This window comes from Burkholderia sp. MSMB1072, from assembly GCF_001524725.1.
GTDB lineage: Bacteria > Pseudomonadota > Gammaproteobacteria > Burkholderiales > Burkholderiaceae > Burkholderia.
In genome coordinates this window covers 56,076-68,701 of sequence record NZ_LOYC01000058.1, presented here as the reverse complement: position 1 = coordinate 68,701, position 12,626 = coordinate 56,076, and the positions used below count along the sequence as shown (strand labels likewise).

The window sequence follows — 12,626 nt, the reverse complement described above, 5'->3', positions numbered from 1 at the left end:
TTAACAAGAGTTAACACTTGGCGATTTAATTCGGGCACGAACAAATCGATTACATCGCAACGCCACATTAACCGGATTTGACATGAGTTATTCGGCCAAGGTGCTGTGGGGGGAAGGGCTGTTCCTCCGGCCTCAACATTTTCAGCGGCAGGACGCGTACCACGAGGCGCGCCTGTTCGAGTCCATCCAGGCGATCCAGCCGTACAACTGGGGCGTGCGCTCGGTGCGCATCGACCGCGACGCGCTCGGCAGCAACGTGCTGCGGGTGGCCGAGCTCGCGCTCGTGTTCCCGGACGGCGCGCTGTATGCCGCGCCGCAGGCCGATGACCTGCCGCCGCCGATCGCGCTGGACACGTTGCCCGACGGCATCAACGAATTCGTGTTCTATCTCGCGCTGCACCCGCTGCGCGAGAACGGCACCAACTACAGCGACGATCCGGCCGCCGGCTTCATGACGCGGTTCGTCAGCGAGCAGACGAGCGTCGCCGACAACTTCACCGACGCCGCCGAAGCCGACATCACGTTCCTGAAGACCCAGGTCAAGCTGATCGCGCACAGCGAGCCGCGCGACCAGTTGCTGTCCGTGCCGCTCGTGCGCGTGCGCCGCACCGCGACGTCCGGTTTCGAGATCGACGACAACTTCGTGCCGCCATGCCTCGCGATCGAAGCGTCGCCGATCCTGCACCAGCGGCTGCGCCAACTGGTCGACGCGCTGCAGGCGAAGGTGAACGCGCTGTACGGCTTTCACCGCGAGCCGTCGAAGAACATCATCGAATTCCGCTCCGGCGACATCGCGTCGTTCTGGCTGCTGCACACTGCGAACGCCGCGTTCGCGACGCTCGCGCACCTGCACCAGCACGCGGCGCTGCATCCGGAGCGGCTGTTCCACGAACTGCTGCGCCTCGCAGGTCAATTGATGACGTTCTCGAAGGGCTATACGCTCGCCGACCTGCCCGTGTACCGCCACGACGATCCCGGGCCGAGCTTCGCGCGTCTCGACCTGATGCTGCGCGAATTGCTCGACACCGTGATCTCGACGCGCTATTTCGCGATCACGCTCGACGAGGTGCGCCCGTCGTTCCACCTCGGCCGCCTCGATTCCGGCAAGATCGACGACAAGACCGAGTTCTACCTCGCAGTGTCGGCGGACATGCCGAGCGTCGAGCTCGTCGATGCGGTGCCGGCCCGCTTCAAGGTCGGCGCGCCCGACGACGTCGACAAGCTCGTGCTGTCGGCGATGCCCGGCGTGCGGCTGTCGTACACGCCGCAAGTGCCGCCCGCGATTCCGGTGCGCCCCGGCGCGTGCTACTTCGCGCTCGATTCGCGCAGCCCGCTGTACGAGCGCATGCTGCAGGCCCAGTCCGCGATGATCTACGCGCCGACTGGCATCAATGACCTGAAATTCGAACTGATCGCGGTCACATCATGAGCTACGCGCCTTCCCTGTTCGGCGACAACGTGCCGCCGCCCCAGCATAGCCCGGCGTCGACGGACTCCGCGTTCCAGGCCCGCTCGCTGCTCGATTTGCTGTACGACGGGTTCTTCATGCTGTTCCTGCTCAAGAACGGGCGGGAACCGGACAGCGCCAGCGAGTTCAGCACGCGGATCCAGGAATTCCTGTCGGATTTCGAGCGCGGCGCGAAGAAGCTGAACATCGCCGCCGAGGACGTGTACGGCGCGAAGTTCGCGTTCTGCGCGGCCATCGACGAGATGGTGCTGTCGTCGCAGTTCAAGATCAGGACCGACTGGGAACGCCGGCCGCTGCAGCTCGTGCTGTTCGGCGAGCAACTCGCGGGCGAGAAGTTCTTTCAGTATCTCGAGGAAGGTCGTGCGCAGGGTGCGGCCCGACTGCAGTCGCTCGAGGTGTTCCATATGTGCCTGCTGCTCGGGTTCCAGGGCAAGTATCTGCTCGAGGGGCCGGAAAAGCTCGCGTATCTGACCGCGCGGCTGGGCGACGAGATCGCACACATGAAGGGCAAGCGTGCGCCGTTCGCGCCGCATTGGCCGCTGCCCGATCAGATCGCGCATCGGCTGAAGCGCGAGGTGCCGGTGTGGGCGATCGGGGCGGTTTTTGCGCTCGTCGCGCTGCTCGCGTTCATCGGGCTCAACACGTATCTGAAGGACAAGACGCTGCAGACGCTCGCCCCCTATTCGCAGGTGATCAAGGTCGGACCGGAGTCGGCTAATTTGACGATTTCGCTGCCGTAACAGGCGTGCGTTCTTCGAACGCTACTTCATGGAAAAAGGACCGCCTGGCGGTCCTTTTTCGATTCTGCCCGATTTGTTCGGATAACTGAAGAAAATCGACGGCGTACCGATGCGTCACGCCATCCAGACGTCTTCGTAGCCGGCATCGTCGATGATGAAGCGTGCGCCGGCCGGCAACCGCAGATAAGGCAGGACCCATGGCAGGCACGCCGACAGGTGCGCGGCATGCACGGGCTGATAGAAGTCGGCGGCGTCGCTGTATTCGCCGCAATGGAAGAACCAGCCGACGTTGTCGCCTTCGGACAGCGCGATGCGCGTGCCGTAGACGGGCATGCGCCCGAGCGTCGACAACGCGACGGCAACCCTGTCTTCCGGTTCGACGGCATGCAGCCCGTAACGTGCGCAAACGGCATCCTGTTGCGCGCGCAGCACTGCCGGATCGTCGGCCATGTTCTTTTTCTTCCTGTCTTTCGGCGAGTCAGCCGGGTTGCCAGCACAACCGCGGATCGGCGCCGCCGGTCGATACGAAATAGGTAGCCGCCTGCGCCGCCGTCGCGCGGTCAACGCACTGCCGCGCCGGATAGGTGCCTCGCTGCCCGCCTGCCACGAGTTCGATCGTTTCATCTGCCGGCGCCTCGGGCGTCGTCAGGGTCAGCAACGCTGCGTCGATCTCCGATGCGATGAAGACGACGTATCGACCGTCGTGGCCACCGCCGATCGTCATCACCGTTGCGTCGCTCGCGTCGAAGGCGACGGTCGAGCAATCGCGGCCATTCAGTCGTTCGACGGCCGCGATCGCTCGCGCGGAATCGTCACACGGCGCTTCCGTCACGTGTGATCGGTTGCCGATCGTCATTTCCTCGATCACGGTCGTCGTTCGCATTCGCCAGCTCGTCGTCATAACAGGATGAACGCGTCGTTCTCGACGTAGAAAACGAACGCGTCGAGCAATTGCGCGACGCTCGGCTCGTCGACCTGATCGTGCGCGTTGATCACGATGTCCTCGATCGTCGCGCTGTCCAGCGTGACCTTCCAGCCAGGCCCGGCCGCGATAGCAGACGCAACGTCCGCTTGCGCGTCATCGGCATCTTCGAAAAACGCGCCCTCGGTGTCGAGCGTCCACGGCATCGGCGGCAGGTAAAGCCACCCGGAGAAATCGCCGGGACGTTCGAGAATATGGTGCAGCGACACTGCGCTAGGTGAATCGAGCGACATGGGTATTGCGGTGGTATCCGGATTGATTGCGTTGCATCGGCCGCGCGCGACCCGCGGCAGGCCGTGATTATGCCAATTCCCGGCGCGCCCGCCTCCGCGCGCGCGTCAGTCGATGCGCAGCGTGACCGGTGTTCCCGCAAAAACCGCCGCCAACCCCTGCTTCACGTGTTCCAGTCCGTCCGTCGCGCGCACCACGATCGTGTGACCCGCGCCAGCCCTTGCGCCCATCGCGCATCCGGCGCCGGTTGGATATTCAGCATTTCTCCACGCAACGAGACGGACTCGACACCGCCATAGCCGGCCACCCCGCTCTCGCACACTTCCATGTAATACGCGCCGAGGCCGAGCGCCTCGTCTCGTTCGTCGTCTTCGGCACCGTGCTGCAGGATCACGTAGTGTGTCGGCGGGTCGCGATCCGCCACGCCGACGACATGAACGCCGTCCTCGAACGTGTAAGCCGCGACCTCGGCGAAAAAACTGAAATCCATGTCGATCTGCTCCCGGCCCGATGATTTCGGCGCCCTCCGGCGCACTATTTTCGTCAGATTATTCGGCCTGCGCGAGCACGTCACCGGTTTTTCGTGAAATCGATTGCAATCAGGGCCACTTCGACTTCCGGTAAGGCACGGTTGCGAGTAGTGTCTACGTGCCCGTATTTCGGCTCAGCCGGGCCCGACCGCGCCCGGCGCTCATTACCCCACGCTGCACACTGGAGATCTGCGATGAAACGTTCGAAGTTCCTGTTGTCGGGCCTGCTGCTCGCGTCGGCCCTCGGCTTCACGGCCGTCGCCGCGCACGCGGACGACCTGCTCGATTCCGTGAAGAAAGCCGGCATGCTGCGCGTCGGCCTCGAGGGCACGTACCCGCCGTTCAATTCGCGCGGCACGTCCGGCCAGCTCGAAGGCTTCGACGTCGACGTCGCGAACGCCGTCGCCGGCAAGCTCGGCGTGAAGACGCAGTTCATCCCGACCGAATGGAGCGGCATCATCGCCGGCCTGCAGGCCGGCAAGTTCGACGTGATCGTCAACCAGGTCACGATCACGCCGCAGCGCAAGGAAGCGCTCGACTTCAGCGAACCGTACACGTACTCGGCCGCGCAGCTGATCCAGCGCAAGGACGACACGCGCAACTTCAAGTCGCTCGACGATTTCAAGGGCAAGAAGCTCGGCGTGACGCTCGGCACCAACTACGACCAGATGGCGCGCACCGTGCCGGGCATCGAGGTGCAGACGTATCCGGGTGCGCCGGAGAAGCTGCGCGATCTCGCCGCGGGCCGCATCGAGGCGACGCTCGACGACCGCCTGATGCTGCCGTACATGATCAAGACGTCGAACCTGCCGCTGCGCGCGGGAGCGGTGCTGAACGGCGGCAAGCAGGAAATGGCGATCCCGTTCCGCAAGGGCAACCCGAAGTTCGAGAAGGCGATCAACGACGCGCTCGAGTCGCTGCGCAAGGACGGCACGCTGAAGAAGATCTCGACGCACTGGTTCGGCAGCGACGTGACGGTGCCGGTCGCGCAGTAAGCGATCGGGCGCTTCGACGCGTCGCGCCGGTCATGTCGATGAAGGCGTGACGCGTCTCCTCAAGCCGCTTCGTCGAAGCGCGCGAGCAGCATCTGGCCGATCGGCGTCAGCGCCGGACGCACGGCCACCGCATTCACGCGCACCTGCGTCGGGTCCACCAACCGCTTCTCGACCAGCACGGCGAAAGCGGGATTCGTTTGATCGACGCTGTCCGGCGCACGTGCAATGCGCAGCAGCATCGAGAATTCATGCGGGCTCAGCATGGTTCGTGTCTCCTGATCGTCCGCGATCCGGTCCGAATCGGCGTCGATCGTGTTTTCGAGGGAAATGGCGCGATGCATGATCGCAGCGGCGCCGGGAGCGAGATCCCGGTGGTCTGCCTGCGACGCGGGCACGTCGTCGCCTGCAGGTTGCGCGGTCGCGATCGGGCAAGGTCGCCGCGACGGGAACGTAACGTTAGGGGTGCGCCGTGACGCGCGCGTGACAGCGAAACGGGGGCGAAACGACGGCGGCCGTCCACCGCAGGGTGCGTGCTGCAACTGATGTGCGTGGTCGCACGTCGAGCATGGACTTCGAGCAGAATCGAAAAACTGCGTCAGTCCCGCGTGAACTGTTCGTGGAGCCGCCCCGGCTTCGCTTTGCCTTTCGCAATTGCTCAACCGCATCGGACGCATTGGCGTAGGCTTGACGCCGTCGGATTCGAGCACGTCGCGAGCTTGTCATCGCATAGCCCGGTGCGCGAGCGATGGGCAACCCAAAGTTCTGTTCGAATGGGACAACGACAACGCAATCCTGGACATCCGAGAACCATACTTGCTCTTCTGCATGCGTTGGTCAGACGCAATAGTGCAGCCGAATTGATTCTCTCGAGACGCGAGAAGTGCGCCAGAAAAGACGAAGGGCCGGGAGAACAAATCTCCCGGCCCTTCGTTCAATGTGGTGCCGGCTGCAGGACTCGAACCCGCCACCTGATGATTACAAAGCTCCGGAAGAACTTCGAGGAATCAAAACGTTAGATAAGAATTGATTCTACAAGGACGTCGCAAGAGCAGGGCTGAAACCCATAGCCTGCAAGACTCCCATTCTGGTTGTAGAACAAAGAAGAGACGACCGACACGGGAAATCTAGCTTGCTGACAGCGCGGACGCCAGCGTGCCGCTAGGGGGATCCAATTTTCGTACTTGATGGCGTTCTTGCCCACGTCGAGGATGACGAAAAAAAATTTTACAAACCCTACAGATTTTCTCAACGGCACCGATAATTCATCAGACGAATGCTTGTTCGGTTCGTCGCACATAGCCTCTGTCCAATTATTGAGAAAATCACTATGCGACAAATCACGAAGAAGTGCGTTTTGGCGGCTCTGCTGTCGTCGGCTGTCGTCGGTGCTCATGCAGGCACCGCCGCAATTCAGAAAACGACGACGCCGCCGCAAGCGCTCATTTTTTCGACCGGTGCCGGTTTTTCAGCTGGCGCATATTTCGGGTTGAGCGGTTCGGATTTTCCGGGCTCACTGCTGACCGCAAACAAAAAACTGACTAGCATCGATGTTCAAACCACGTCGTATATCGGTGCAACGACCGATGTCGTTTCCGTTTGCTATTTGCCGCCGTACACGACACAATCGAATTATTGCCGCAATGAAATTGTTCCGGGGACCAGTGTTAGTCTTAAGGACTTCAATAATCTGCCATTCGGTAACGGCGCCTCCTTTGTGATCCGGCACAATCCTACCGGACGGCCTAGTACGACTCTGAATCCCGCAGGCACAGAATCTGTGACCTACAACTACTCGTATTGATGAGTACGTGCCCCGCTTAAGAAGTCGGCGGGGCGTTCTCGATTTCACGACACGGGGCCTCCATGGAAATCAATTCGAGCCTTTTGACGACGACGCAAAATAGCGGTACGGCCAAATCAACGGTAACACCTGCGGCCAGCGATTCGACCAGCGCTGCCGCTTATGCATCCACTTCGGCACAATCGACAGCGATACAGCGTGATACCGTAACGCTGAGCGGTGAAGCAATTATGCTCTCGCGACTGTATGGTGGTTCCGAGAAGGGAATTCCAGCAACGCCGTTAGTCGGATCGAAAGACGTTGGTGCGGCTGATCCGGTTATGTGGCTTAATGCAGACGACCGTAGCGCGTTGTCGGACCTGTACGGGTATGCACAGGGGACTGGCGCCGATCTGCATTACGTTGACGATATCGCGTTTCAGCTTGCCTATTATCGACAAACTGCGGGTACGGTTGTATCGAACTGGACGACTAACCCGATGTACGATATGGAAGGCCATCGGCTCACGTTTTCTTTCAGTGACAAAGACGTCGCATCTGCAAAAGCGATCCAATCCAACAGCAACAATACCAAGCTGGATAAGGGTTTTCTGAATTACATTTTGGATCAAGGCTACGGCCAAAACCATATTATGAATTTCCAGTTTCTGGAAAAATTCGTTACTCGCAGCTCAAGCGCCGACAACACAAATTCTAATGCATCGGAATTTGGAGCATATGCAGCCACACCTAGATCGACTGTCATTGCATCCAAAGATATCGAATTCCATCATCCGGAACCGGATTTTATAAGCATCAACGGCGTGTTCACCATTACCGCAAAAGGTGCGAAAAACGGTTTTGTACTGATCGATGGTCAGCCGGGACAGCAACAGAAAACGAATTCAAACGGGCACCTCGCGGTCAATATCCAAAAGCCATCCTTCATGGAAATGATATTTTCGATGCTGAAAGGGGAACCTGTTAAGCCGGCCGTGGCAACTCATCATAAAAAGGCATCGTGATATCGTTCACGCACCAGGGAAAACGATGTGCCTACACGATAGAGCGAGCCCGCCATATGCGGGCTTTTTCATTTGTTGAAAAATTCAAGACAAGTCTCTAATAATCAAAGTGTTAGATAGAAACCCGCGAGGAGACAGAAAAGGGCCACATCTTGGTTGTTTGTATGTTGATAGCCGACCAAAAGTGAGCCGTTTGCAGCAAGTTTTTTCATCGAAAATTGACCCACATGTTCGAATGCCTGCTTGGGATGCCAAGCAGGAGAACCGGAGTGATTACGTTCAGGCAGGCAAAATTATGATTGGTGGCGGGGTGAATATTCCACCTGAAGTACTCGAAGATATCTTCGGATACACGCGTCGCAATTTCCCCGATGTTGTAGGTCTCTGCCATGTTGATGACGCTTATTAATTGTTGGTCGGTCACTTACATCGGCAGTATGCCATCCCGACATGCCTTTTGTCGTTTTGTAGAACGTGTGCGATTTTGTAGAACAAAAAAAAGCGGGCCCCATCTCTGGGACCCGCTTCGGTATTGGTGCCGGCTGCAGGACTCGAACCCGCCACCTGATGATTACAAATCAACTGCTCTACCAGATGAGCTAAGCCGGCGTAGCGCGAGATTCTACCTCATTTCACGATCTTGAGGCGAGGTCTGCTGCCGCCTTTCGAGCCGTCGCCGTCGGTTTTCGGCGGTTCGTCGGCGCCTTCGGACGGCTCCTCGTTCGCGCCGCTGTCGGCGACCGGCGCCAACGGCGAGACGGACTCGTCGCGCTGCGCGTCATCGGCCGGCACGGCGTCATCGTCGAACGCGCCCGAATCCTCGCCTTCGCCCGCGACCGCATCGACCTGGAACGCCATGCCCTGCCCGTTCTCGCGTGCATAGATCGCGAGCACGTTGGCAACCGGAATCTCTATCTTGTGCGCCTTCCCGGAGAACCGGGCCGTGAACTCGATCCACTCGTTGCCCATCTGCAGCTGGCTCGTCGCCTCGAAGCTGATGTTGAGCACGATCTCGCCGTCACGCACGAACTGACGCGGCACACGCGTCGAGTTGTCGACCCTCACCGCGATATGCGGCGTGTAACCGTTATCGGTGCACCACTCGTACAACGCGCGCAGCAGATAAGGCTTCGTTGAAATCTCTTGCATCACAATCCTCGAACCCGGAGCGGGCACGCGGCACGCCGCGCCACCCGCTCCGTCATGCCTTCATTGCAACATTAACGACGCATGACCTTTTCGGACGGCGTCAGTGCTTCGATGTAGGCCGGACGGCTGAAGATTCGTTCGGCATACTTCATCAGCGGCGCGGCGTTCTTCGACAGCTCGATGCCGTAGTGATCCAGGCGCCACAGCAGCGGTGCGATCGCGACGTCGAGCATCGAGAACTCCTCGCCGAGCATGTACTTGTTCTTCACGAAGATCGGCGCGAGCTGCGTCAGACGATCGCGGATCGCGAGGCGGGCCTTCTCGTGATTCTTCTCCGCCGCCTTGCCCTTCTCGTTCTCGAGCGTGCTGACGTGGACGAACAGTTCCTTCTCGAAGTTGAGCAGGAACAGGCGCGCACGCGCGCGCTGCACCGGGTCGGCCGGCATCAGTTGCGGATGCGGGAAGCGCTCGTCGATGTACTCGTTGATGATGTTCGATTCGTACAGGATCAGGTCGCGCTCGACCAGGATCGGCACCTGACCGTACGGGTTCATCACCGAAATGTCTTCCGGCTTGTTGAACAGGTCGACGTCACGGATTTCGAAGTCCATGCCCTTCTCGAACAGCACCAGCCGGCAACGCTGGGAGAACGGGCAAGTTGTGCCGGAATACAGAACCATCATATTTGCGTTTCCTCAAAAAAGCCGAGGGCCGGCACGCGGCGAAACCCCTTTCACGGGTTCCGCCTTGCGCCGGCCCCACGCCGGTCAGGCGTGTTTACTTGATATCTTTCCAGTACGCGGCATTCAGCCGCCAGGCCAGGAAAGTCAGGACACCGAGAAAGATCAGCACCCACACGCCGAGGCGCTTGCGGGTCTGCTGGGCCGGCTCGGACATCCATGTCATATAGGCCACCAGGTCGGCCACCGCAGCATCGTAGTCGGGCGACGAGAGCGTCCCCGGCGTGACCTGCTGGAAGCCGACGAGCGTGTGGACCTTCTCGCCCGTCTCCTCGTCCGTCTTGTCTTCGAATTTGGCTACGCGTTGCCCCTGCAGTTGCCACAACACATGGGGCATGCCGACGTTCTCGAACACCGCGTTGTTCCAGCCGGTCGGCCGCGTATCGTCACGGTAGAAGCTGCGCAGATACGTGTACAGCCAGTCGCGGCCGCGCGCGCGCTCCTCGACCGACAGGTCGGGCGGCGTGGTGCCGAGCCAGTTCTTCGCGTCGTCGGGCCGCATCGCGACGGACATCGTGTTCCCGACCTTGTCGGTCGTAAACAGGAGATTCTTCTCGATCTCCTTCTGGGATATGCCCAGATCCGTCAGACGGTTGTAGCGCATCAGGTTCGCGCTGTGGCAGTTCAGGCAATAGTTTACAAACAATTGCGCGCCGTGCTGAAGCGAAACGAGATTTTCCGTGTTATCGGGCGCCCGGTCGAGCGGAAAATTGCCCTCCGCCCGCACGGCCGGCGCCGCCAGCAGCGCACAAGCGGTCGCCCCGATCAGCGCGAGTGTCGAAAGCAGTTTCTTCATGTCGTTCTCTCCTCGCTCACGTTAATGGGGCTTGAAGCGCACCCGTTCCGGCGGCTGCTTGAACGTGCCAAGCGGCGTCCAGACGGGCATGCCGAGGAAGAACGCGAAGTAGATCAACGCACAGGCCTGCGCGATCAGCGTCGCCGCCGGCGATGGCGGGCGCGTGCCGAGGAACGCGAGGGTCAGGAACGCCGCAACGAAGATCCCGAGGAACACCTTGTGGAACAGCGGCCGGTAGCGGATCGATTTCACCGGGCTGCGGTCGAGCCAGGGCAGGAAGAACAGCGTGATCACCGCCGAGCCCATCACGACGACGCCCCAGAACTTCGACTCCGTCAGGTACATGAACACGACGATCGCGGCGGCCAGCACCGGCAACCCGACCTTCCATTTGCCGCGCGCGCGGATCAACGCGAGCACGCCGAGCAGCGCGATCACGATCATCAGCACGATCTTGAACGGGTCGGTGGTCGCGCGCAGCATCGCGTAGAACGCGGTGAAGTACCAGACCGGCGCGATCTCGGGCGGCGTCTGCAGCGGGTTCGCCGGGACGAAGTTGTTCGCCTCGAGGAAGTAGCCGCCCATCTCCGGAGAGAAGAACACGATCAGCGCGAACACCATCAGGAACACGCACACGCCGAGGAAATCGTGCACCGAGTAGTACGGGTGGAAGGGGATGCCGTCGAGCGGGATGCCGTTCTCGTCCTTCTTCGCCTTGATCTCGATGCCGTCCGGGTTATTCGACCCGACTTCGTGCAACGCAACGAGGTGCGCGACGACGAGCCCGACCAGCACGAGCGGAATCGCGATCACGTGGAACGCGAAGAAGCGGTTCAGCGTGACGTCGGACACGACGTAGTCGCCGCGAATCCACAGCGACAGGTCCGGGCCGACGAACGGGATCGCCGAGAACAGGTTCACGATCACCTGCGCGCCCCAGAACGACATCTGGCCCCACGGCAGCAGATAGCCGAAGAACGCCTCGGCCATCAGGCACAGGAAGATCGCGCAGCCGAAGATCCACACGAGCTCGCGCGGCTTGCGGTACGACCCGTACAGCAGCCCGCGGAACATGTGCAGGTAGACGACCACGAAGAACATCGATGCACCGGTCGAGTGCATGTAGCGGATCAGCCAGCCCCACGGCACCTCGCGCATGATGTACTCGACCGACGCGAACGCGAGCGTCGAGTCGGGCTTGTAGTTCATCGTCAGGAAGATGCCCGTGACGATCTGATTGACGAGCACCAGCAGCGCGAGGGAGCCGAAGAAGTACCAGAAGTTGAAGTTCTTCGGCGCGTAGTACTCGGATACGTGCTTCTTCCAGGTGGACGTGAGCGGGAAGCGCTGATCGATCCAGCCGGTGAAACCTGTCGTGGAGACTTCCTTGTTGTCGGCGGCCATCACGCTTCTCCTTTCTCGTCCTTGCCGATCACGAGGGTCGTCGCCGACGTGAACATGTAGGGCGGGATGTCGAGATTCTGAGGCGCCGGCTTGTTCTTGAACACGCGGCCGGCGAGGTCGTAGGTCGAACCGTGACACGGGCACAGGAAACCGCCCGGCCAGTCGTCCGGCAGGTTCGGCTGCGGACCCGGCGTGAAGCGTTGGCTAGGCGTGCAGCCGAGGTGCGTACACACGGCCATCACGACGAGAATGTTCTTGCGATCGGTCCGCGCGCGATATTCGTTGGCGCAATACGCGGGCAACGGCATCGAATACGGGGATTTCGTGGTCGGATCGGCCACTTCCTTGTCGGCCTTGACCACGTCGGCCAGCATCGAATCGGTGCGATTCAGGATCCAGACGGGTTTGCCGCGCCACGGCACGGTGACCATTTCGCCGGGCTTCAGGCCGCTGATATCGACCTCGACCGGTGCACCGGCCGCTTTCGCTTTCGCGGACGGCGCGAGCGACGCCGCGAAAGGTATGACGGTGGCTACGCCTCCTACGCCACCTGCTACGGATGTCGCAATCAGCCAGGTACGGCGGCCGCTGTCGACGCGTTTCTCTTCCTTGTCTCGCATCACACGCCCCACTTCTGAGTTGGATTTTCCGTCACGACTTTTCATTCCGCCGCTAGTTTGCGCGAATGGAGTCGCCATTTACAAGGCCCGGCGATGAAAATCCCTTCGAAGTGATTGATAGTTAAGGGTTATCCCCCACTATCGGAGCAATTAAATCACTTCACTT

The 12,626-nt window shown here is 60.6% G+C and carries 16 protein-coding genes and 1 tRNA gene; 6 read left to right on the top strand and 11 right to left on the bottom strand.

Annotation, left to right across the window (positions count from 1 at the left end; all coding sequences use genetic code 11):
- The first annotated feature begins 82 nt into the window (after positions 1 to 82).
- Entirely contained in the window at positions 83 to 1,429 is a 1,347-nt protein-coding gene (gene tssK / locus WS89_RS27710; protein WP_059499713.1) for a type VI secretion system baseplate subunit TssK, read from the top strand.
- Positions 1,426 to 2,208 carry a type IVB secretion system protein IcmH/DotU gene (gene icmH, locus WS89_RS27705; RefSeq protein ID WP_034209792.1) on the top strand — a complete coding sequence of 261 codons (783 nt, stop codon included), beginning with the start codon at positions 1,426 to 1,428 and terminating at the stop codon, positions 2,206 to 2,208. The genes tssK and icmH overlap by 4 nt, the downstream gene beginning before the upstream one ends.
- A 114-nt stretch (positions 2,209 to 2,322) precedes the next feature.
- On the opposite strand, the gene WS89_RS27700 is transcribed toward icmH, so the two are convergent.
- The 4 genes from WS89_RS27700 to WS89_RS27685 all read right to left on the bottom strand — a co-directional run bounded on the left by WS89_RS27700 (position 2,323) and on the right by WS89_RS27685 (position 3,995).
- Complete coding sequence (locus WS89_RS27700; protein WP_059795177.1) at positions 2,323 to 2,658, bottom strand: immunity protein Imm33 domain-containing protein; 336 nt, start codon at positions 2,656 to 2,658, stop codon at positions 2,323 to 2,325.
- A gap of 28 nt (positions 2,659 to 2,686) precedes the next feature.
- A complete protein-coding gene (locus WS89_RS27695; RefSeq protein WP_179949893.1) occupies positions 2,687 to 3,091 on the bottom strand; it encodes an Imm1 family immunity protein in 405 nt (134 codons plus the stop codon).
- Between the two features lie 14 nt (positions 3,092 to 3,105).
- Positions 3,106 to 3,423 (bottom strand): DUF7716 domain-containing protein, encoded by a 318-nt coding sequence (locus WS89_RS27690; RefSeq protein WP_059795171.1) that lies wholly within the window; start codon positions 3,421 to 3,423, stop codon positions 3,106 to 3,108.
- Between the two features lie 161 nt (positions 3,424 to 3,584).
- Entirely contained in the window at positions 3,585 to 3,995 is a 411-nt protein-coding gene (locus tag WS89_RS27685; RefSeq protein ID WP_218921305.1) for an Imm10 family immunity protein, read from the bottom strand.
- 150 nt (positions 3,996 to 4,145) lie between these two features.
- Between WS89_RS27685 and WS89_RS27680 the strand changes: the two genes are divergently transcribed.
- Entirely contained in the window at positions 4,146 to 4,946 is an 801-nt protein-coding gene (locus WS89_RS27680) for a transporter substrate-binding domain-containing protein (RefSeq protein ID WP_059795165.1), read from the top strand.
- A gap of 59 nt (positions 4,947 to 5,005) precedes the next feature.
- Here WS89_RS27680 and WS89_RS27675 read toward each other — a convergent pair whose 3' ends face one another.
- Positions 5,006 to 5,209, bottom strand: coding sequence for a hypothetical protein (locus tag WS89_RS27675; RefSeq protein WP_059795280.1), 204 nt, complete (start codon positions 5,207 to 5,209; stop codon positions 5,006 to 5,008).
- Positions 5,210 to 6,273: 1,064 nt separating this feature from the next.
- Between WS89_RS27675 and WS89_RS34025 the strand changes: the two genes are divergently transcribed.
- From WS89_RS34025 to WS89_RS34020, 3 genes are all read left to right on the top strand, one after another.
- Positions 6,274 to 6,747 carry a hypothetical protein gene (locus WS89_RS34025; RefSeq protein WP_155294518.1) on the top strand — a complete coding sequence of 158 codons (474 nt, stop codon included), beginning with the start codon at positions 6,274 to 6,276 and terminating at the stop codon, positions 6,745 to 6,747.
- A 62-nt stretch (positions 6,748 to 6,809) separates the two neighbouring features.
- Positions 6,810 to 7,751, top strand: a complete 942-nt coding sequence (locus WS89_RS33275; protein ID WP_082741993.1) for a hypothetical protein — start codon at positions 6,810 to 6,812, stop codon at positions 7,749 to 7,751.
- 184 nt (positions 7,752 to 7,935) lie between these two features.
- A complete protein-coding gene (locus WS89_RS34020) occupies positions 7,936 to 8,160 on the top strand; it encodes a hypothetical protein (protein ID WP_156440619.1) in 225 nt (74 codons plus the stop codon).
- 124 nt (positions 8,161 to 8,284) lie between these two features.
- Here the strand turns inward: WS89_RS34020 and WS89_RS27670 are convergent.
- From WS89_RS27670 to petA, 6 genes are all read right to left on the bottom strand, one after another.
- Positions 8,285 to 8,360, bottom strand: a tRNA-Thr gene (locus tag WS89_RS27670).
- A gap of 18 nt (positions 8,361 to 8,378) precedes the next feature.
- Positions 8,379 to 8,900: a ClpXP protease specificity-enhancing factor gene (locus WS89_RS27665; protein WP_027809263.1), complete on the bottom strand. Its 522-nt coding sequence runs from the start codon at positions 8,898 to 8,900 to the stop codon at positions 8,379 to 8,381.
- 71 nt (positions 8,901 to 8,971) lie between these two features.
- A complete protein-coding gene (locus WS89_RS27660; RefSeq protein ID WP_006400565.1) occupies positions 8,972 to 9,583 on the bottom strand; it encodes a glutathione S-transferase N-terminal domain-containing protein in 612 nt (203 codons plus the stop codon).
- Between the two features lie 94 nt (positions 9,584 to 9,677).
- Complete coding sequence (locus WS89_RS27655) at positions 9,678 to 10,436, bottom strand: cytochrome c1 (protein WP_059499726.1); 759 nt, start codon at positions 10,434 to 10,436, stop codon at positions 9,678 to 9,680.
- Between the two features lie 21 nt (positions 10,437 to 10,457).
- Positions 10,458 to 11,840, bottom strand: a complete 1,383-nt coding sequence (locus WS89_RS27650; protein ID WP_059499727.1) for a cytochrome b — start codon at positions 11,838 to 11,840, stop codon at positions 10,458 to 10,460.
- A complete protein-coding gene (gene petA / locus WS89_RS27645; RefSeq protein ID WP_059499728.1) occupies positions 11,840 to 12,460 on the bottom strand; it encodes a ubiquinol-cytochrome c reductase iron-sulfur subunit in 621 nt (206 codons plus the stop codon). Before petA ends, WS89_RS27650 begins: the two co-directional genes overlap by 1 nt.
- Positions 12,461 to 12,626: the final 166 nt, after the last annotated feature.